Origin of the sequence: Micromonospora arida, assembly GCF_003857035.1 — a bacterium.
Lineage (GTDB): Bacteria > Actinomycetota > Actinomycetes > Mycobacteriales > Micromonosporaceae > Micromonospora > Micromonospora arida.
Window position 1 is genome coordinate 67,358 of the sequence record NZ_QGSY01000230.1, and the last position, 18,574, is coordinate 85,931.

The window sequence follows — 18,574 nt, forward strand, 5'->3', positions numbered from 1 at the left end:
GTTGGGCCGGTGACGACGGGGGTACCTCTGTTGTCGTAGCGACGCTTGCAATGGAGGTTGGCAATGGGATTCGACGACAAGATCAACAACGCCACCGAGGACGCGACCGGCAAGCTGAAGGAAGGCGCCGGTCGGGCCACCGACAACGAGCAGCTGGAGGCGGAGGGTCGCGCTGACCAGTCCACCGCCAAGCTCAAGCAGGCGGGCGAGAAGATCAAGGACGCCTTCAAGAGCTGACGTACGACGTAACCCGCACGCCGGGCCGGTGATCATCACCGGCCCGGCGTGCTGTGTGTCCGGCCTCCTCGATCAGCGAGCCGACGCTGTGCTCAGGGGCGTCGGGTGGCGCGGACGACCACGTCGTGCAGCGGGGCGTCCCGGCCCGGCATCGTGCGGCGGTGCTCCTCGGCGGTGACGATCTCCCAGGTGGCGTCGTCCAGACCGGCGGTGATGTCCGCGAGGGTGACCGAAGCCTCGTCGGGCGGGTGGTGCCCGTGTCCGTGTCCGTGTCCGTGCCCCTGCTCGGTGGCTTCCGAGGTGTGCAGGTGACCGACGATCAGGAGGGTGCCGCCGGGCGCCACCCAACCGGCGATGCGGTCGTAGAAGGCCAACTGCGGCATCGCGGGGTGCGCGTAGTGCGTCGTGACGAGGTCGAACCGCGTGTCCGGGGCCCAGGCCGTGAGGTCTGCCTCCACCCACCGCACGCGCTCGGAGACCCCGCTCTCCGTCGCGCGTTCGGCGGCGCGAGCGAGGGCGACGGGTGCGATGTCGACGGCGGTGACCTGCCAGCCGTGGGCGGCGAGCGAGATCGCCTCGGCGCCCGCGCCGCACCCGGCGTCCAGCGCCGAGCCCGGCACCAGAGCGCCGATCTCCCGGGCCAGGTACGGGTGCGCGGGACTCGTGCTCATCGCTCCGGGGCGGCCGTGGTGCGCCTGGTGCCAGTGCCGCTCCCAGTAGTCCTTGTCGAACTCGTGCTGCTCGGTCATCTGTGCCTGCTCCTTCGCGCGTCGCCCACGACTGTGACCGGCGACCGGGTGATGCGCAAAGATTGTTGCCAGAACGGCAAGACGACGTGGCTCACCCCTGCCCGGTCAGCCGGGCCGCCCGTACCTCCAGGTACCGCTGCTCGGGCCGGCTCGTGGTGCCCCGCGCCGCCATCAGGTACGCCTCCCGCGCCGAACCGACCTCCCCGGCCAGCTCCAACAGGTGAGCCCGTACGGCGGCCAGCCGGTGGTGCCCGGCCGTGCGTTCGTCGGTGTCCAACGGCGTGAGCAGAGCGAGCCCGGCCCGGGGCCCGTCGACCATGGCCACCGCCACCGCCTGGTTGAGGGTGACCATCGGGTTCGGCGCGATCCGGGCCAGCAGTCGGTAGAGCGCGACGATCTGCCGCCAGTCCGTCTCCGCTGCCGTCGACGCCTCGGCGTGCACCGCGGCGATCGCCGCCTGGAGCTGGTACGGGCCGGGCGGCGACCAGGTCAGCGCCTCGGTGATCAGCGCGACCCCCTCCGCGATGGCGGCGGCGTCCCATCGGGAGCGGTCCTGCTCGGCCAGCGGTACCAACTCCCCGTCCGACCCCACCCGGGCCGCCCGGTGCGCGTCGGTCAACAGCATCAGCGCCAGCAGCCCAGTCACCTCGCCGTCGTCGGGCAGCAGCCCGCGCAGGATGCGAGCCAGCCGGATCGCCTCGCCGGTCAACTCGGCCCGCCGCAGATCCGGGCCACTGGACGCGGTGTAGCCCTCGTTGAAGATCAGGTAGAGCACCCGCAGCACCGTTCCCAGCCGCTCGCCCCGCTCGGCCGGCCCGGGCATGGTGAACCTTGCCCCGGCAGCCTCGATCCGCTGCTTGGCCCGCCGGATCCGTTGACTCATCGTCGCCTCGGGCACCAGGTGCGCCCTGGCGATCTGGGCGGTGCTGAGACCGCCGACCGCCCGCAGGGTGAGCGCCACCTGCGCCGATCCGGGCAGTGCCGGGTGGCAGCAGAGGAACAGCAGCGTGAGGGTGTCGTCGTCGGCCGGAACGGCGGGCTCGGCGTCCGCCGCGGGCGCCACCCCGGCGTACGCCGGCTCGCGCCGCGCCACCGCCACCTCGCGGTCCCGGCGCGCGCTCTCGCTGCGCCACTCGTCGGTGAGGCGGCGGATGGCCACGGTGAGCAACCAGGCGCGCGGATTGTCCGGTACGCCCTGCCCGGGCCACTGCGTCGCGGCGGCGAGCAGCGCCTCCTGGACCGCGTCCTCGCACCTGTCGAACTGTCCGTGCCGACGGACCAGCAGGCCGAGGACCTGCGGCGCGAACGTGCGCAGCAGATCCTCGACCGTCCGGTCCTCGGTCACATCTCCGTCCCGGCCTCGTCCATGATCGGGCGGACCTCCATCGCGCCGCCGTACCGGACGTCCGGCCAGCGCGCGGCGATCTCGGCAGCCCGCTGCGGGCTGTCGCAGTCGACGGCCAGGTAACCGGCGAACTGCTCCTTGCTCTCCATGAACGGGCCGTCGAGAACCTCGGGGCTGCCATCCACGAGCCGGACCGTCAACGTCTGCGACGGATTGGCCAACGCCTGGCCGCCGATCAGCTCGCCGGTCTCGGTCAGCTCCTTCATGATCTCGTCGACCTCGCCGAAGAGGGCGGTGCGCTCCTGCTCGCTCAGCTCCTCGGTGAAGCCGGGCCGGTTCCAGATCAGCAGCATGTACTTCACGGCGATGCTCCTCAGGCTCTGGTCGCACCCCGATCGGGGCGCGACTCACCGGAGGGTCGGAGCCGTTCCCCCGATCCCTACCGCGTACCGAAGAAAATCGCAGAAACCTCCGCCGGGCGCGTTCCCACGCCGGATGGTTCAGCGCGGATCGGGTCGGCCGGGCACCTGTCGGGGCTTCCGGGCGCCGCCGACGTCCAGCGAAGCCCGGTCGGCGGCCGAGGTGCCGGACGACCAGCCCTCGGCGTCGCGAACGCTGAGCCGGTGCCGGGTGACGCCGGGGAAGAGCGTGTCCAACCGCTCCCGGACCGCCTCGCCCCGCGCCGCGAGCACCGGCAACAGCCGTTCCGCCCCGGCCGTCTCGGCCGCTGCCTGGTCCGCCGCGTTGGTGGCCGCCTCGGTGGCTGTGCGCAGCCGCTCGCCGATCCGCAGCGCGAACGCGTTGAGGAAGGACTCGTCCCAGACCTTCGTCCGCCGCCCCGACCCCGGCCGGCGCTCGGCACGCCCACGCAGCATCGCCGCCGTGGCCTGTACCAGCAGCGACGTGTAGAGCAACTCCACCGCCACCAGATCGGCCGGCCAGCCCAGCACTGTGGCGAAGCCGAGATCGTCGGACCAGACCGCCTCGCACCGGTTCGCCGCCGCCACCTCCTGCACCAGCAGCGCCTTCGCACCCGCGTACGGGGCGTCGGTGCTCAGGCGGACGCCGCCGGGAAGGTCCCCGCGCTCCGATCGGGCCGCCAGCAGCGCCTCGTCGATGCTGTGCCGGGCGATCAGCTCCTGGGCCTTCCCCGTCAGCGCCTCCGCCTCCGCCGGGAAGGTGGTCGACTCCGCCTTCGCCAGCAGCGCCCGCACCCGGTCCAGCATCGGCGACCCGCTGCGAGCCGTGCCGCCCGTGCGGGGCAGTGCCGCGCCGCTCGTGCCCGGCGGTGGGCGCAGCACCGCGATGGGCGGCAGGCTCTCCACCAGCGCGAGAGTGTCCACGGCCGCGCGGAGCGCGTCGGCCCGGTCCAGACCCTCCCGGCTGGCCCAGCCGGCCAACACGCTGCCGTCGGCCTCGGTGGCCGCCAACTCGCGAAGCTGGTCGTCCCACCAGGCCGGGACCGGCTCGGCCTGATCGCGCCGCTGGGCGGCCATCGCGGCACGGACCAGCCGGGCCGCGCGGGCGTCGAGCCGTCGACCGGTGATCCGGTCCACGTCGACCGGCTGCCAGCCGCGCGGCCACAGCCGACCCAGGCCGCGGACCAGGCGACGCAGCAGAGCGGCGTCCACCGCCGCGGTGCCGTCCGCGGCGCCGGTGCCGACCATCAGTTGGTCCAGCTGCCGTTCGGCCTGCCGTACGTCAGTGCCGCGCACCGCCGCGAGCGCGTTGGCGACGAGTTCGTCCGCGTCCGGCACGGGCACCTCCTTCTCGGGATCTGGCTGTCGCTGCCCCTCCAGGCTCCATGATCATGCCGCCCGTGGCCCGGGAGTCACGAAACGGGGATGTGCCACCGGCCGAGTGGGCCTTCCCGCCGCTCCGGTCCGGCATGTTTCATCCGGTTCGGGGTATTTCTGACCTGATCCAGTTGACTGCGAGGTGTGGTGGTCGATTCGAGCCTGCCGAGGCCCCGTTCCGCCGACGTACGCTCCTCCACGCTCGTCGGCGTCCTGATCGGCATCGCGATCATGGCTGCGGTGGACGAGATCGTCTTCCACCAGTTGCTGGCGTGGCACCACTTCTACGACCGGTCCACGCCATCGGTGGCGCTGCTCTCGGACGGGCTGCTGCACGCCGCTGAGCTGATCATCCTGGTCGGCGGGTTCTTCTGGTTCGCCGACCTGCGTCGACGACGTGCTCTGTCGAACCGGCTGGCGTGGGGTGGCTTCCTGCTCGGAGCCGGAGGGTTCCAGGTCTTCGACGGGGTGGTCGATCACAAGGTGCTCCGGCTGCACCAGATCCGCTACGGCGTACACCTGCTGCCGTACGACGTGCTGTGGATCGCGTCCGGCGCGGTGCTGCTGTTGGTCGGTGCCGCTGTGGTGTGGTGGGCCCGGTCCCGGCGCCCGGGCGACGGCCCCCGATGACGGTGGCCGGGCCGCTGGCGCACGCCGGGCACGGTGCGGCCGGGCCCACCTGGTTCCCTTTGTTCCCGGTCGCGTTGTTGGCGGTCGGCTACGTGCTGGCCGCCGTGCGCGACCCGCGGGGTTGGGACCACCGACGTACCGCCTCCTGGCTGGTCGGCTGCGCCCTGCTGGCAGTCGCCGTCGGCCCGCTGGCCCAACTCCCCGACAACCCGAGCGGGCACATGGCCCAGCACCTGCTGCTCGGCATGCTGGCCCCGCTGGGGCTGGTGCTCGCCGCCCCGGTGACGCTGCTGCTGCGGGTCGCGCCGCCGCCGGTACGCCGAGCGGTCGGCCGGCTGCTGCGCGCCCGCCCGCTGCACCTGCTCGCCCACCCGTTCACCGCCGCGCTGCTGACCACCGGCGGGTTGGCGTTGGTGCTGCTCACCCCGCTGTACGCGGCGGCCGAACGGCAACCCGTCCTGCACCACGCCGTGCACCTGCACTACCTGGCCGCCGGGTACCTCTTCGCCTGGTCGTTGGCCGGACCGGACCCGGCGCCGCGTCGCCCTGGACTGGCGGTACGCATCGGCGCGTTACTGGTCGCGTCGGCCGGCCACGCCGCGCTGGCCAAGTACCTGTACGCCCAGGCCGAAACCCTCCCGCCCGGCCTCACCGACCGCGACCCGGAAGCGTTCCGCTCGGCCGCCCAACTCATGTACTACGGCGGCGACCTGGCCGAGCTGCTCCTGGCAGCAGCCCTCTTCGCCACCTGGTACCACTCCCGCCGCCCCCGCCCGACCCCATCTCCGTTGATCAAGAGGTTTGCGTCACCGGAAGGCGATTCTTTGACGCAAACCCCTTGATCAGCTCGGAGGAGGGGTGTGCAGTGCGGCGGAGAGTCGGCGGAAGAACAAGCGGATCTCGTCCTCACCGTGGTGCGTCTCAGCCTGCTCGTTCAGCGGGCCCGGATAGCGCAGCGCCTGGTCCAGCGCGTCCCGCGTCTCAGCCCGGTCTCCCGGGTAGAGCCCGGCGGTCACCCCGTCGACGACCCGGGTCACCACCGAGTCGTCGAGCACCCGGTCGAACTGGACTCCGTAGAGGATCCCGTTGACGTGGCCCTTCCAACTGTCCGTACCCATGCTCGTCGGCTCCTTGGAAGATCTGGCTGCCGTCCCAGCTGCTCCCGGTAGAACGGCTCGACCGCCGATCGTCGAGATCACTGCCAGTGGGTGAGGATTTCCTCGACCGGTAGGACGTCCTGCTCCGGGTCGGGTGCCGGGGTTGGCCGCGCGGTCGGGGTGCGGTCGAAGCGGGGTGCGGGGGCCGGCTGGATTTCGCCGCCGACCTCGACGAACGTGCCCCGGGCCGCGTTGTGCGGGTGAGCGTGGGCCTCGCCGGGGGCGAGCACCGGCGCGACGCAGGCGTCCAGGTCGGCGAAGACCGCCGTCCACTCGTCCCGGGTGCGCTCGGCGAACCGCCCGGTGAACCGGCGGCGCAGCTCGTCCCAGCCGCTCGGGTCGTACTGGGCGGGCAGGTCCTGGTCGTCGGCGAGGCCGAGGCCGGTGAGCAGTACGGCGTAGAAGGCCGGTTCCATCGCGCCGACCGCCATGAATCCACCGTCGGCGGTGGCGTACGTGTCGTAGAACGGCGCCCCGCCGTCGAACATGTTGCGCCCGCGCGGGGCGGCCCACAGGCCGGTGCCGAGGAGCCCGTGCAGGAACGAGGTGAGCAGCGCCGAGCCGTCCACCATCGCCGCGTCGACCACCTGGCCGAAGCCGGAGCGCTCCCGCTCCAGCAGCGCGGCCAGCACCCCGACGGCGAGCAGCATCCCGCCGCCGCCGAAGTCGCCGAGCAGGTTCATCGGCGCGTACGGGCGTTCGCCGGCCCGTCCCAGCGGCTCCAACGCCCCGGCCACCGCGATGTAGTCGATGTCGTGCCCGGCTCGGGCTGCCAGCGGGCCGTCCTGACCCCAGCCGGTCATCCGCGCGTACACCAGTCGGGGGTTGCGGGCCTGGCACACCTCCGGCCCGATGCCGAGCCGCTCGGCCACCCCCGGCCGGTACGCCTCGACCAGCACGTCCGCGCGCTCGGCGAGGCGCAGCAGGTCCGCCACCCCGGCCGGTGACTTCAGGTCCAGTGCGGTGACCCGCCGTCCGCGTTGCAACGGCCCGCTGGTCGGTGCGGCCAGCCGGCCCGCTCCCGGGGCGCCCGGCCGGTCCACCCGCACCACGTCCGCGCCGAGGTCGGCGAGCACCATGCAGCCGAACGGGGCCGGCGCGAGGCTGGCCAGTTCGACGACCCGTACCCCGGCCAGCGGCCCGCCGCCGCGCGCCGCCGTCACGCGACGCCCGCCGGTTCGGCGGGGCGGTCGGCCGAGGCGGCGAGCCGGTCGACCAGGTCGGCGGGGGGCGTGAACCGGTCGCCGTAGCGGTCGGCCAACTCGGTGGCACGGGCCGCGAAGCCGGCCGGGCCGCCCGCGTACTGCCGGACGTAGCGGATCACCCCGCCAGTCCACGCTGGGAACCCGATGCCGAAGATCGAGCCGATGTTGGCGTCGGTCTCGGTGCGCAGCACCCCCTCGTCGAGGCAGCGCAGCGCGTCCAGCGCCTCGGCGAAGAGCATCCGCTCCTGGAGGTCGGTGAACGGCACCGCCCGACCCGCGTCCGTGGTCAGGTCGGCGAGCCCGGACCACAGCCGGCCCCGGTTGCCGTCGTCGTACGAGTAGAAACCCCGTCCGGCGGCGCGCCCCGGCCGGTCGTACGCGTCGACCAGCTCGTCCACCAGGCGGTGCGCCGGCAGCGGGCGGAACTCCTCGCTGGCCGCCTCGAACTGGCGGCGGATCCGCTGGATCAGCGTGAGACTGACCTCGTCGGCCAGCGCCAGTGGCCCGGTCGGGTAGCCGGCCTGAAGGGCGGCCTGCTCCACCGATGCGGCGGGGACACCCTCGGCGACCATGCCGACCGCCTCGTCGATGAACCTGCCGATCACCCGGCTGGTGAAGAAACCCCGGCCGTCGTTGACCACGATCGGGGTCTTGCCGATCCGCCGGCCCAGGTCGAACGCCCGGGCCAGCGCCACGTCCCCGGTCCCCTCGCCCACCACGATCTCCAGCAACGGCATCCGGTCCACCGGAGAGAAGAAGTGCATGCCGATGAAGTCCGCCGGCCGGTCCACGCCGGCGGCCAGCCCGGTGATCGGCAGGGTGGAGGTGTTGGAGGCGAGCAGCGCGTCGGGCGCCAGCACGGGCAGCACCTCGGCGAAGACCTGCTGTTTCAGCGCCGGGTCCTCGAAGACCGCCTCGATGACCGCGTCGCAGCCGGCCAGCGCGTCCGCCTGGTCGGTGGTGGTGATCCGGTCCAGTACGGCGCGGGCGTCCGCCTCGGTCTTGCGACCCTTGCGTACCGCGCGGGCCAGCAACCGCTCGGCGTGCTCCCGGGCCCGGCCGGCGGCCTCCGGGGTGACGTCCTTGACCACGACGTCCAGCCCGGCGCTGGCGCAGGCGTACGCGATGCCCGCGCCCATCATGCCGGCCCCGAGCACCGCCACCCGGCGTACCGGTGGTGCGTCCACATCGGCCGGTCGGGCAGCACCGCCGTTGACGGCCTTCAGGTCGAAGAAGAACGCACCGATCATGTTCTTGGCGACCTGCCCGGTGAGCAGGCCGATCAGGTGCCGTGTCTCCACCGTCAGGGCGGTTTCCAGGTCGACCTGTGCGCCCTCGACGGCGGCGGCGAGGATCGCCTCGGGCGCGGGTAGCCGGGCACCCTTGAGCTGCTTGCGCAGCGTCGCCGGGAAGGCGGGCAGTTGCGCGGCGAGCGAGCGGCTGGCCGGGGTGCCGCCGGGCATCCGGTAGTCCGGTCGGTCCCACGGCTGTTTCGGCTGCGGGTTCGCCGCGATCCAGGCCCGCGCGCGGTCCAGCAGTTCAGTCGGCGTGGCGACCACCTCGTTCACGATGCCGGCGGCCAGGGCATCGGTCGGGCGCATCCGCCGGCCGGTGAGCAGCACCGTGGTCAGCGCGCCGGCCAGGCCGAGCATCCGCACGGTCCGGGTGACGCCGCCCGCCCCGGGCAGCAGGCCCAGGGTCACCTCGGGCAGCCCGAGCCGGCTGCCGGGCGCGTCCAGTGCGATCCGGTGGTGGCAGGCGAGCGCGATCTCCAGGCCACCACCGAGCGCGGAACCGTTGACCGCGGCGACCACCGGTCGGCCCAGCGTCTCCAGGCGGCGCAGGTCCCGTTTGATGGTGCCGAGCAGGGCTGCCAGGTCGGGCGCGTCGGCGCGGGTGGCCCGGATCATCTCGGGCAGGTCGCCGCCGGCGAAGAAGGTCGACTTCGCGCTGGTCACGATGACGCCGACGAGATCGCTCTCGGCCTCCAGCCGGTCCAGCACGGCGCTCATCGAGGCGGCGTACGCCCGGTTCATGGTGTTGGCGGACTGGGTGGGGTCGTCCAGGGTGAGCGTGACGATGCCGTCGGCGCCGCGGTCGTACCGGATGGTGTTGGTCATGGTCGTCCTCCGGGTCAGCAGCGCTCGAGAACGGTGGCGACGCCCATGCCGCCGCCGATGCAGAGGGTCACCACGGCCCGGCGCAGGTCGCGGCGCTCCAACTCGTCCAACGCCGTACCGAGCAGCATCGCTCCGGTCGCGCCGAGCGGATGGCCGAGCGCGATCGCGCCGCCGTTGACGTTCACCCGGTCCGGGTCGAGGCCCAGGTCGCGGACGTACTTGAGCACCACCGCGGCGAACGCCTCGTTGATCTCGAACAGGTCGATGTCGTCGAGGGTCAGCCCGGCGACGGCGAGCGCCTTGTGGGTGGCCGGGATCGGACCGGTCAACATCAGCGTCGGGTCGGCGCCGGTGACCGCCGCGCCGACGATCCGGGCCCGCGGGGTGAGGCCGAGATCCCGACCAACCTGCTCCGAACCGATCAGCACCAGCGCCGCGCCGTCCACGATGCCGGACGAGTTGCCCGCGTGGTGGACGTGCTCGATGGCCTCCAGCCAGTGGAACTTCTGCAACGCGACCGCGTCGAAGCCGGCCGCCTCGCCCATCGTGGCGAAGGACGGGGTCAGCTTGGCCAGCGCCTCCCGGGTGGTCTCCGGGCGCGGGTGCTCGTCGACGGTGAGGATGTCCAACCCGTTGCCGTCGCGGACCGGCACCACGGAGCGGGCGAAGTACCCGCCGGCCCACGCCTTGGCGGCCCGCTCCTGCGACCGCAGCGCGTAGCCGTCCACGTCGTCGCGGGTGAAGCCCTCCAGGGTGGCGATCAGGTCGGCGCTGACGCCCTGCGGCACGAACGACGTGGCCAGCGCGGTCTGCGGATCGGTGGCCCAGGCCGCGCCGTCGGAGCCCATCGGCACCCGGGACATCGACTCGACCCCGCCGGCGAGCAGCAGATGCTCCCAGCCGGAGCGGATCCGCGCGGCGGCGGAGTTGACCGCCTCCAACCCGGAGGCGCAGAACCGGTTGAGCTGCACCCCGCCCACCTGGTCGGGCAGCCCGGCCAACAGCGCGGCCGCCCGGGCCAGGTCGCCGCCCTGCTCGCCGACCGGGGTCACGATGCCGAGCAGCAGATCCTCCAGCCGGCCGACGTCCAGGCCGGGGTTGCGCTCGCGCAACGCGTCGATCAGGCCCACCACCAGGGAGATCGGCTTGACCCCGTGCAGCGCGCCGGTGTCCCGGCCGCGTCCGCGCGGGGTGCGGACCGCGTCATAGACGTACGCCTCAGAGAGCACGGGCGATCAACTCCTTCATGATCTCGTTGGTGCCGCCGTAGATCTTCTGGACGCGGGCGTCGGCGTACATCCGGGCGATCGGGTACTCCGTCGTGTAGCCGTAGCCGCCGAAGAGCTGAAGGCACCGGTCGACGACCTCACACTGCCCGTCGGTGAGCCACGACTTCGCCATCGCCGCAGTGGAGACGTCCAGGTCGCCACGCGTGTGCCGGACGATGCAGTCGTCCAGGAAGACGCGGCTGACCCGGGTGCGGGTGGCGCACTCGGCGAGCACCATCCGGGTGTTCTGGTGGCCCATCAAGGGCTTGCCGAAGGCAGTGCGCTCCTTGGCGTACGCGACGGTCAGCGCGACCGCCCGTTCCATGGCCGCGACCGCGCCGACGCCGATGACCAGCCGTTCCTGCGGAAGCTGCTGCATGAGCTGGATGAAGCCCAGCCCTTCGGCGCCGCCGAGCAGGTTCGCCGCCGGCACCCGGAACTCGTCGAAGAACAACTCAGCGGTGTCGTTGGCGTGCAGCCCGATCTTGGACAGCAGTCGACCCCGGCGGAAGCCCTCCGGGTCACCGCCCACCTCGCAGACCAGCAGCGAGACGCCGGCCGCCCGCTGCTCGGGGTCGGTCTTCACGGCCACGATGATTAGATCGGCCAGGCCGCCGTTGGTGATGAACGTCTTCGCGCCGGTCACCAGGTAGTCGTCGCCGTCGCGGACCGCCCGGGTGCGCATCGCCTGAAGATCGGAGCCACCGTCCGGCTCGGTCATCGCGATCGCGCCGACCAGCTCACCGCTGCACAGGCCGGGCAGCCAGCGTCGCTTCTGCTCCTCGCTGCCGTACGCGACCAGGTAGCCCGTGACGATGCCACTGTGGACGGCCAGGCCGAGGCTGCTCTCCCCGGCGTACGCCTGCTCGTGCAGGAGCACCGCCTCGTGGGTGAACCCGCCGCCCCCACCGCCGTACTCCTCCGGGACCGACAGGCCGAGCAGCCCCAGCTCACCGGCGCGCCGGTAGTGCTCGCGGTCCGGGTGGCCCTGCTCCTGGAGGCGGTCGGCGTGCGGCAACACCTCCTTGGCGAAGAAGGTGCGGGCCAGCTCGGCCAGGTCGTCGTGCTCCGGCTCGCGCCAGGGTGAGGGGGAGCCGTCGGGCAGGGGGGTCGGCATGTGCACCACCCTCGCGCGCTGTTGGCGGCATGTCAATAAGTCGTGATCAGCGGACGGGCGCAGCCCGTCGGGACGTCCGCGAAGCGCCCCGCGCCCCGCGCCCCGCGCCAAGATCGTGCTCGAACCTGCAAGATCGTGCTCGAACCAGGATGTAGTGGCCTCAACTGCTCGGTGATGCCACTACATCCCGGATGTAGCGCGATCTTGGCGAGTTGACGCCGCGTGAGTTGCCCAGGGGGCAGCTCCTACGACTGATCAGCATCAAGTGATCAAGGTGCGGAACGGCGGCCGACCGGTGAGCTGTCGATAGGGTCGGGCAGATGAGTGTCGAGACGGCCCCGCGCCGCCGCCGTTTGGAGCCGGACGCCCGGCGTGGGCAGATCCTGGCCTGCGCGGTCCGGCTGTTCGGTGAGCGCCCGTACGCGGACGTGTCGACCACCGACGTCGCTCGTGAGGCGGGCGTCGCTCGCGGCCTGGTCAACCACTACTTCGGCGCGAAGAAGGACCTCTACCTGGAGGTCGTCCGGGTGATGGTGACCATCCCCGAGGTGGCAGTGGAACGGTTGCCCAAGGGTGATCTCCGCACCCGCGTCGAGGCCAGTGTCACCTGGTTCCTCGACGTGGTGTCCCGGCACAGCACCTCGTGGCTGGCGGCGGTCACCGCCCGGGGGATGGGCGGCGACGCCGACGTGGAGCGGGTGCTCGCCGAGGCCGAGGAGGTCGCCGCGGACCGGATGCTGGTCGCCGTCGGGCTGGCCGACGAGGCCGAGGACCGCGAGGAACTGCGGGGGATGGTCCGGGCGTACTGCGGGCTGGCGACGTCGACCGCCCGGGAGTGGCTTCAGCGCGGCGCGCTCAACCGCGCCCAGGTGCACCTGCTGCTCACCACCACGCTGCTGACGATCGTGGAGCAGGTCATCCCGCAGGTCATCGACGGTTCGGCCCGGCCGGCGCACCCGGCCCAGCCACCGGCGTAGGCCGCAAGGCGGACAAGGCGGAGAAGACAGCCCGGACCTGCCGCCGCTCTCGGGTCGGGCCGCGCTGCGCTGCCCAGATCACGTGACGTGCCGGCGGGCCCGATCCGGTGTGCCGCAGTCCACAGGCGCAAGTGCGGCAGTGAAATAGGCATAGGGTCTATGGTTATTTCAGCGGTCTACGGGTACCCAGCCCCGACGTGCCGCCGAGCGCGTCACCGGAGGAGGAGACATGACCACATCTGCCCTGTCCTACGAGGTGTTCGTCTCAGACGGCCCGATGCGAGCCGGTGATCAGCGCATGCCGGACGGGTCGCGGCTTTACGGGAGCCCGGTCGCGTCCACGTTGATCTTCGGGGCCGAGGAGGCCCTTCTCGTGGACCCACCCTTCACCCACGAGCAGATCGCGAAGGTGGGCGACTGGATCGCCCAGTCGGGTAAGCGGCTGACGTACATCTACGCCACCCACGGGCACGGCGACCACTGGTTCGGTGCGGCTGAGCTGGTCAAGCGCTTCCCCGGTGCCGTCACCTACGCGACGCCCGGCACCATCGAGGTCATGCACCAGCAGGCCACGGTTGGCCGGAGTGAGGTGTTCGACCGGGATTTCCCCGGCCTGATCCCGGAGTCGCCGGTCGACGCGGTGCCCGTGCCGGCCGACGGGTTCCTGCTGGAGGGCAATCTCATCCAACCCGTCGAAACCGGGCACACCGACACCGACCAGTCCACCGTGCTGCACGTTCCGTCGATCGGCCTGGTGGTCGCCGGTGACGTCGTCTACAACGGGGTTCACCAGTACATCTCGGAGAGCGCCAACGGGGGCCTGCGGCAATGGCTCGACGCCCTCGACCGCGTCGAGGCGCTCGCACCCCGCGCAGTCGTCGCCAGTCACAAGAACCGGGACCTCCCCGACGACCCGGCCAGCATCGACCAGACCCGGCAGTACCTGCTGAACGTGGAGCGGCTGTTGGCCGAGAAGCAGACCGCCAGTGAGTTCTTCGACGAGATCGTGCGACTCTACCCAGACCGGGTCAATCCGGGACCGGCGTGGTACGGGGCGCTTGCCCTGCTCGGGAAGTGAGCTGATGGTGCCTTCGATCCCCGACCACCCAGCAGATGTGGTGGTCGGGTCGTGGCCCGCCACCGCGAGGTACGACCTGGACGCCGCCCCAGGTGGTCTCGGGCTCGTTCAGGATCTGCTCAACACGATCTCGGCCGGCGCGCCACGGCAACCGGACCTCCTGGACGATCTGGACAGCGCCACGGAGTGGGCGCGGCTGGCCGTGGCGCAGTGGTCGACGGCCACCGGGCGGCCGGCACCCGCCGTCCCGCTCGATCCGGCGGGGCTCGGGGAGCTGCGGACCTTCCGCGAGGAGTTGCTGGACGGGATCGACAGCGGGCTGCGTGGCACGCCGGACCTCGGGCAATCCGCCGAGGCGTCGGATCGGGTTCCGGCCGGATTCCGTTCCACCGGTGCCACGCTCCGGCTCGATCGAGACGGGTTCGTCCACCTCGACCCGGCGGGGGTTGGGGCCGATCTGCTGATCTCACTCATCCTCGGCGCGCTGTTCGAGGCGCAGCTCGCCGACGTCGGGCGGCGGATCAAGACCTGCCGAAACCCCCGCTGCCGGGTGGCGTTCTACGACCGCTCACGCAACAACAGCGGAGTCTGGCACTCCGTACGCGTCTGCGGGCACCCGACCAACCTGCGCGCCCACCGCGCGCGCCAACGGCAGGTGGACTGACTCAGCCGATCAGGCGGCCCGGCGTTCGTCGGCCTCGCCGGTGCGGGTGGCCCGGCCGGCATGCGCCGCCGGGGCGGCGTACCGGTCTGCCGCCTGCGCTGGATAGGACTCGGGGCGTACCACCCGCAGCGGCCGGTCCACCTCGTCGGCCCCGAACCGCCAGCGCGACGGTGTCGGCTGCCGCTGTGGTGCCGGGCCACCGGGGCGCAGCCCGGGCCGGGACAGCAGCACGGTGATCAGGTAGCCGACCACCAGGAAGCCGTGGCTGATCAGCCGTTCCCCGCCTACCGAACCGGTGGCCAGGTCGTTGACCGACAGCAGCAGCAACGTGCCGACGAACGCGCTGAGCATCGGCAGCAGCCCGGCGGGCGGGCTGCGGCGCAGCGCCACGAAGAGGAAGCCCGCGCCCACGGCCACGTTCCACGCCGCCGACTCGTGCCACAGGTGCTGGCCGGTGGGGTGCAGGTGGTCGGCGGTCGCGCCCCGGCCCACCTGGGCCAGGCCGAGCACCAGTTGCACCGCGCCGAGCAACCCGAGCGCCGACCGCAGGCCGGCGACCAGCGGGCCCCGTCCGAACGCCGCGCGCAACCCGGCGGCGAGCTGGCCCCGTCCGGGCACCTTCCGCAGGCCGGCGACCAGCGGGCCACGCCGCCACCGTGACTGGCGGGCCGGGGCCGCGCTGGCGGCGGCAAGGATGGCCGCCGTCCGGTCGGGCACCTCAACCACCAATCGGGTACGAACCCGACGGGTCACCGCCGCCGCCGCCGTGAACCAGGCCCGGCACTCGGCACACCCGTCCAGGTGCCCCTGCACCGCCGTCAGTTCGGCGGCGGTCTCCTCCCCGTCCAGCTGCGCGGACAGGACCTCCCGCCACTGCTCACACCCCATGTATCGGTAGTCGCTCCGGCAGCCGCTCCGGTTCCCGGAGACCGTCACCGGTTGTGGAATACTCGCCGGATCATGACGCGTTACGGCCTGCTGATCCTGCCCGCCACCAACCGGGTGTACGCCCGCGCCGCCGTCGACCTCACCCGAGCCGAGCTGGAGATCTTCGGCCGCTCGGCGCTGGACGGTCGGATCGGCGAGCTGGACACCGAGGTTGTCGGAGGGGCGTCCTACATCACGTTCACCGGCGACGGGCTGACCGAGCGTGACCTGGCCGTCCTGGGCAACCTCTCCGCCGGGTACGCGTTGTTCGAGATCGTCGGCGAGCTGTTGCGGCCGATCGAGTGGAGCCGTCTGGACCGCTACGACGACGATCTGCTCACCATCCAGAAGTACCCGGGCAAGACCAACGAGCAGTTCACCAAGCTGTTGCTCAACGTCACCCTGCTCGCCTCGGACTGGGCCGCCGAGATGACCAGCCGCCGGTTCCGGGTGCTCGACCCGCTCTGCGGTCGGGGCACCACCCTCAACCAGGCGCTGATGTACGGCTTCGACGCCGCCGGGATCGAGCGCGACCAGAAGGACGTCGAGGCGTACCGGGCGTTCATCACCACCTGGCTGAAGCAGAAGCGGGTCAAGCACCGGGTGCTGGAGTCGGGGCCGGTGCGGCGGGAGCGCAAGGTGGTCGGCCGGCGGGTGCGGATCGAGTTGGCGCCGACCCGCGAGGAGCACAAGGCCGGCCAGACGCAGTTGCTGGACGTGGTCAATGCCGACACGGCCCGCTCGGCGGAGTTCTTCCGCCCGGAGACCGTGGACCTGGTCGTCGCCGACGCGCCGTACGGCGTGCAGCACGGCAGTCGTACCGCTGGGCAGGGGTTGACCCGCGACCCGCTGGCGTTGCTCGCGGACGCCGCGCCGGTCTGGGCCCGGTTGTTGCGCCCCGGCGGTGCGCTCGGGATCTCCTGGAACACCCACGTCGCCAGTCGGGACGACGCGGCGGCGGCGTTGGCCGACGCCGGCCTGACCGTGGTCGACGCCGAGCCCTACCGCGCGCTGCGGCACCGGGTGGACCAGTCGATCATGCGAGACGTGCTGGTGGCCCGCCGCCCGGCCTGACTCCGGCCTCGCCCGCTCTGCCCGACCTGACCCGACCTGACCCCGGGCGTCGCGCCTCCTCCGCCGTGCCGCGCCCCGTCCGGATCGCCCACGGTCTCGTGCGTCCTTTGCTCTGCACCCGCGGAGGCGACGCTCACGGTCCGTAGCTGGCGCCTCCGCGGGTGCAGAGCAAAGGGCGGAAAACCGGTCGTTGACCCCCCCGGACCGCCGGGGCGTTGTGCCGCATTTCACCTGTTCAGCGGGTAGGTGTGAAAACCACGTCAAGAAAAGGGGCGACCCCGTCATGGTCGCGTTATGACCCCTGCCGTTCGGCGGGTGGTGGGGCTTTGATTGCCCGGCGCGATCGGAAGGCGGTCGCGACGAACCTTTCCGGCTGAGGAGTCAGCGTGTCTGACGTGGTGTTCGTGGTCCTGACGGTGGTGCTGTTCGCAGTGCTCGCCCTGGTGGTCCGGGCGGTGGAGAAGCTGTGAACGCTGTCAACGCCGTCGGTCTGGTGCTCGCGGTCGTCCTGGGCGCGTTCCTGGTGTTCGCCCTGCTGTTCCCGGAGCGCTTCTGATGACCATGACAACAGCGGGCGTCATCTTCGTGTTGACGCTGGTGGCGGCCCTGGTCGCCGTCTACAAGCCGTTCGGCGACTACATGTTCCGGGCGGTCTCCGGCACCAAGCAGTCCCGGGTCGAGCGGGGCATCTTCCGACTGGTCGGGGTCAACCCGGCCGCCGAGCAGACCTGGGGCGTGTACGCCCGCAGCGTGCTGGCGTTCTCCGCGGTCTCGATCCTGTTCCTGTACCTGTTCCAGCGGGTGCAGAACCACCTGTGGTTGTCGCTGGGGTTCGACCCGGTGGTGCCGCACGGCGCGTGGAACACGGCCGTGTCGTTCGTGACGAACACGAACTGGCAGTCGTACTCGGGTGAGTCGACGATGGGCCACCTGGTGCAGATGGCCGGCCTGGCCGTGCAGAACTTCGTCTCGGCGGCGGTCGGCATCGCGGTGGCTGTCGCGCTGGTGCGCGGCTTCGCCCGCAGCCGCACCGGGCAGCTCGGCAACTTCTGGGTCGACCTGACCCGGATCGTGCTGCGCATCCTGCTGCCGATCGCGGTGCTCGGCGCCATCGCGCTGATGATCGGCGGGGCGGTGCAGAACCTCTCCGGTGGCACCGACGTGACCACGTTGACCGGCGGCACCCAGACCATCACCGGCGGTCCGGTCGCCAGCCAGGAAGTGATCAAGGAGCTGGGCACCAACGGTGGCGGCTTCTACAACGTCAACAGCGCCCACCCGTTCGAGAACCCGACCGCGTGGACGAACTGGCTGGAGATCTTCCTGATCCTGCTGATCCCGTTCAGCCTGCCCCGGGTGTTCGGCCGGATGGTCGGGCAGAACCGGCAGGGCTACGCCATCGCCGCGGTGATGGGCATCCTCGCGTTCCTCAGCGTCGCCATCACCAACATCTTCGAGCTGGCCGGCCACGGCACTGTGCCGCAGGCGGTCGGCGCAGCGATGGAGGGCAAGGAGGTGCGGTTCGACGTGTCGAACTCGGCCACCTTCGCCGCCGCCACCACGCTCACCTCGACCGGTGCCGTGAACTCGTTCCACGATTCGTTCACCTCGCTCGGCGGCATGATGCCGATGGTCAACATGATGCTCGGCGAGGTCGCGCCGGGCGGCACCGGTTCCGGTCTCTACGGCCTGCTCATCCTCGCGGTGATCACGGTCTTCGTGGCCGGGCTGATGGTCGGCCGCACCCCTGAGTACCTGGGTAAGAAGATCGGGTCGCGCGAGATCAAGTTCGCCTCGCTCTACTTCCTGATCACGCCGATCCTGGTGCTCGTCGGCACGGCGACGGCGTTCGCCACCGGCAACAACTCCACGGCGCTCAACGTCGGCCCGCACGGCCTCTCCGAGGTGCTGTACGCGTTCACCTCGGCCAGCAACAACAACGGCTCGGCCTTCGGTGGCATCACCGTCAACACGACGTGGTGGGACACCGCGCTGGGGTTGTGCATGCTGCTGGGCAGGTTCCTGCCGCTGATCTTCGTGCTCGCGTTGGCCGGCTCGCTGGCCCGCCAGGCACCCACCCCCGCGTCCGAGGGCACCCTGCCGACCCACCGACCGCTGTTCATCGGCATGGTCGTCGGCGTCACGGTGGTCCTCGTCGCGCTGACCTTCCTGCCCGCGCTCGCGCTCGGTCCGCTGGCAGAGGGGCTCTGACCATCATGAGGAACGAGGA

At 71.8% G+C, this 18,574-nt stretch carries 19 protein-coding genes; 9 read left to right on the forward strand and 10 right to left on the reverse strand.

Going from position 1 to position 18,574, the window contains the following annotated elements:
* Positions 1 to 63: 63 nt before the first annotated feature.
* Complete coding sequence (locus tag DLJ58_RS23100; RefSeq protein WP_036410891.1) at positions 64 to 237, forward strand: CsbD family protein; 174 nt, start codon at positions 64 to 66, stop codon at positions 235 to 237.
* Positions 238 to 329: 92 nt separating this feature from the next.
* On the opposite strand, the gene DLJ58_RS23105 is transcribed toward DLJ58_RS23100, so the two are convergent.
* The 4 genes from DLJ58_RS23105 to DLJ58_RS23120 form a co-directional block, all read right to left on the reverse strand.
* Complete coding sequence (locus DLJ58_RS23105) at positions 330 to 986, reverse strand: class I SAM-dependent methyltransferase (protein ID WP_124859187.1); 657 nt, start codon at positions 984 to 986, stop codon at positions 330 to 332.
* Between the two features lie 91 nt (positions 987 to 1,077).
* On the reverse strand, positions 1,078 to 2,331 hold the full coding sequence (locus DLJ58_RS23110) for an RNA polymerase sigma factor (RefSeq protein WP_124859189.1): 1,254 nt from the start codon (positions 2,329 to 2,331) through the stop codon (positions 1,078 to 1,080).
* The gene (locus tag DLJ58_RS23115) at positions 2,328 to 2,684 is read right to left on the reverse strand and encodes a YciI family protein (protein ID WP_244219096.1); all 357 of its coding nucleotides are present in this window, start codon (positions 2,682 to 2,684) and stop codon (positions 2,328 to 2,330) included. Before DLJ58_RS23115 ends, DLJ58_RS23110 begins: the two co-directional genes overlap by 4 nt.
* Before the next feature lie 147 nt (positions 2,685 to 2,831).
* The gene (locus DLJ58_RS23120; protein WP_124859193.1) at positions 2,832 to 4,088 is read right to left on the reverse strand and encodes a DUF2786 domain-containing protein; all 1,257 of its coding nucleotides are present in this window, start codon (positions 4,086 to 4,088) and stop codon (positions 2,832 to 2,834) included.
* Positions 4,089 to 4,271: 183 nt separating this feature from the next.
* Between DLJ58_RS23120 and DLJ58_RS23125 the strand changes: the two genes are divergently transcribed.
* Positions 4,272 to 4,757 (forward strand): DUF2243 domain-containing protein, encoded by a 486-nt coding sequence (locus tag DLJ58_RS23125; protein ID WP_244219089.1) that lies wholly within the window; start codon positions 4,272 to 4,274, stop codon positions 4,755 to 4,757.
* Entirely contained in the window at positions 4,754 to 5,599 is an 846-nt protein-coding gene (locus tag DLJ58_RS23130) for a cytochrome c oxidase assembly protein (protein WP_124859195.1), read from the forward strand. Before DLJ58_RS23125 ends, DLJ58_RS23130 begins: the two co-directional genes overlap by 4 nt.
* On the opposite strand, the gene DLJ58_RS23135 is transcribed toward DLJ58_RS23130, so the two are convergent.
* The 5 genes from DLJ58_RS23135 to DLJ58_RS23155 form a co-directional block, all read right to left on the reverse strand.
* Entirely contained in the window at positions 5,600 to 5,875 is a 276-nt protein-coding gene (locus tag DLJ58_RS23135) for a hypothetical protein (RefSeq protein ID WP_124859196.1), read from the reverse strand. It abuts the gene before it with no gap.
* 77 nt (positions 5,876 to 5,952) lie between these two features.
* Positions 5,953 to 7,077 (reverse strand): CaiB/BaiF CoA transferase family protein, encoded by a 1,125-nt coding sequence (locus DLJ58_RS23140; protein ID WP_124859198.1) that lies wholly within the window; start codon positions 7,075 to 7,077, stop codon positions 5,953 to 5,955.
* Positions 7,074 to 9,239, reverse strand: coding sequence for a 3-hydroxyacyl-CoA dehydrogenase NAD-binding domain-containing protein (locus DLJ58_RS23145; protein ID WP_124859200.1), 2,166 nt, complete (start codon positions 9,237 to 9,239; stop codon positions 7,074 to 7,076). Before DLJ58_RS23145 ends, DLJ58_RS23140 begins: the two co-directional genes overlap by 4 nt.
* Before the next feature lie 14 nt (positions 9,240 to 9,253).
* On the reverse strand, positions 9,254 to 10,468 hold the full coding sequence (locus tag DLJ58_RS23150; RefSeq protein ID WP_124859202.1) for an acetyl-CoA C-acetyltransferase: 1,215 nt from the start codon (positions 10,466 to 10,468) through the stop codon (positions 9,254 to 9,256).
* On the reverse strand, positions 10,458 to 11,624 hold the full coding sequence (locus tag DLJ58_RS23155; RefSeq protein WP_124859204.1) for an acyl-CoA dehydrogenase family protein: 1,167 nt from the start codon (positions 11,622 to 11,624) through the stop codon (positions 10,458 to 10,460). Before DLJ58_RS23155 ends, DLJ58_RS23150 begins: the two co-directional genes overlap by 11 nt.
* A gap of 320 nt (positions 11,625 to 11,944) precedes the next feature.
* On the opposite strand from DLJ58_RS23155, the gene DLJ58_RS23160 reads away from it, so the two are divergent.
* From DLJ58_RS23160 to DLJ58_RS23170, 3 genes are all read left to right on the forward strand, one after another.
* Positions 11,945 to 12,601 (forward strand): TetR/AcrR family transcriptional regulator, encoded by a 657-nt coding sequence (locus tag DLJ58_RS23160; RefSeq protein ID WP_124859206.1) that lies wholly within the window; start codon positions 11,945 to 11,947, stop codon positions 12,599 to 12,601.
* Positions 12,602 to 12,830: 229 nt separating this feature from the next.
* Positions 12,831 to 13,679 (forward strand): MBL fold metallo-hydrolase, encoded by an 849-nt coding sequence (locus DLJ58_RS23165; protein ID WP_124859208.1) that lies wholly within the window; start codon positions 12,831 to 12,833, stop codon positions 13,677 to 13,679.
* A 4-nt stretch (positions 13,680 to 13,683) separates the two neighbouring features.
* The gene (locus DLJ58_RS23170; RefSeq protein ID WP_124859210.1) at positions 13,684 to 14,343 is read left to right on the forward strand and encodes a CGNR zinc finger domain-containing protein; all 660 of its coding nucleotides are present in this window, start codon (positions 13,684 to 13,686) and stop codon (positions 14,341 to 14,343) included.
* Between the two features lie 9 nt (positions 14,344 to 14,352).
* On the opposite strand, the gene DLJ58_RS23175 is transcribed toward DLJ58_RS23170, so the two are convergent.
* Positions 14,353 to 15,231, reverse strand: coding sequence for a zf-HC2 domain-containing protein (locus tag DLJ58_RS23175; RefSeq protein ID WP_124859212.1), 879 nt, complete (start codon positions 15,229 to 15,231; stop codon positions 14,353 to 14,355).
* Positions 15,232 to 15,303: 72 nt separating this feature from the next.
* Here DLJ58_RS23175 and DLJ58_RS23180 point away from each other — a divergent pair, with 72 nt between their 5' ends.
* The 3 genes from DLJ58_RS23180 to kdpA all read left to right on the forward strand — a co-directional run bounded on the left by DLJ58_RS23180 (position 15,304) and on the right by kdpA (position 18,555).
* On the forward strand, positions 15,304 to 16,344 hold the full coding sequence (locus DLJ58_RS23180; protein WP_112603623.1) for a TRM11 family SAM-dependent methyltransferase: 1,041 nt from the start codon (positions 15,304 to 15,306) through the stop codon (positions 16,342 to 16,344).
* A 466-nt stretch (positions 16,345 to 16,810) separates the two neighbouring features.
* A complete protein-coding gene (gene kdpF, locus DLJ58_RS23190; protein ID WP_036410889.1) occupies positions 16,811 to 16,900 on the forward strand; it encodes a K(+)-transporting ATPase subunit F in 90 nt (29 codons plus the stop codon).
* Positions 16,900 to 18,555, forward strand: a complete 1,656-nt coding sequence (gene kdpA / locus DLJ58_RS23195; RefSeq protein WP_124859214.1) for a potassium-transporting ATPase subunit KdpA — start codon at positions 16,900 to 16,902, stop codon at positions 18,553 to 18,555. The genes kdpF and kdpA overlap by 1 nt, the downstream gene beginning before the upstream one ends.
* Positions 18,556 to 18,574: the final 19 nt, after the last annotated feature.

Bases quoted from the DNA above. Each gene is read 5' to 3' on its own strand.
- DLJ58_RS23100 (WP_036410891.1), top strand. From the start codon at position 64: ATGGGATTCGACGACAAGATCAACAACGCCACCGAGGACGCGACCGGC.
- DLJ58_RS23105 (WP_124859187.1), bottom strand. From the start codon at position 986: ATGACCGAGCAGCACGAGTTCGACAAGGACTACTGGGAGCGGCACTGG.
- DLJ58_RS23115 (WP_244219096.1), bottom strand. From the start codon at position 2,684: ATGCTGCTGATCTGGAACCGGCCCGGCTTCACCGAGGAGCTGAGCGAG.
- DLJ58_RS23130 (WP_124859195.1), top strand. From the start codon at position 4,754: ATGACGGTGGCCGGGCCGCTGGCGCACGCCGGGCACGGTGCGGCCGGG.
- DLJ58_RS23135 (WP_124859196.1), bottom strand. From the start codon at position 5,875: ATGGGTACGGACAGTTGGAAGGGCCACGTCAACGGGATCCTCTACGGA.
- DLJ58_RS23145 (WP_124859200.1), bottom strand. From the start codon at position 9,239: ATGACCAACACCATCCGGTACGACCGCGGCGCCGACGGCATCGTCACG.
- DLJ58_RS23155 (WP_124859204.1), bottom strand. From the start codon at position 11,624: ATGCCGACCCCCCTGCCCGACGGCTCCCCCTCACCCTGGCGCGAGCCG.
- DLJ58_RS23160 (WP_124859206.1), top strand. From the start codon at position 11,945: ATGAGTGTCGAGACGGCCCCGCGCCGCCGCCGTTTGGAGCCGGACGCC.
- DLJ58_RS23165 (WP_124859208.1), top strand. From the start codon at position 12,831: ATGACCACATCTGCCCTGTCCTACGAGGTGTTCGTCTCAGACGGCCCG.
- DLJ58_RS23170 (WP_124859210.1), top strand. From the start codon at position 13,684: ATGGTGCCTTCGATCCCCGACCACCCAGCAGATGTGGTGGTCGGGTCG.
- DLJ58_RS23175 (WP_124859212.1), bottom strand. From the start codon at position 15,231: ATGGGGTGTGAGCAGTGGCGGGAGGTCCTGTCCGCGCAGCTGGACGGG.
- DLJ58_RS23180 (WP_112603623.1), top strand. From the start codon at position 15,304: ATGACGCGTTACGGCCTGCTGATCCTGCCCGCCACCAACCGGGTGTAC.
- kdpA (WP_124859214.1), top strand. From the start codon at position 16,900: ATGACCATGACAACAGCGGGCGTCATCTTCGTGTTGACGCTGGTGGCG.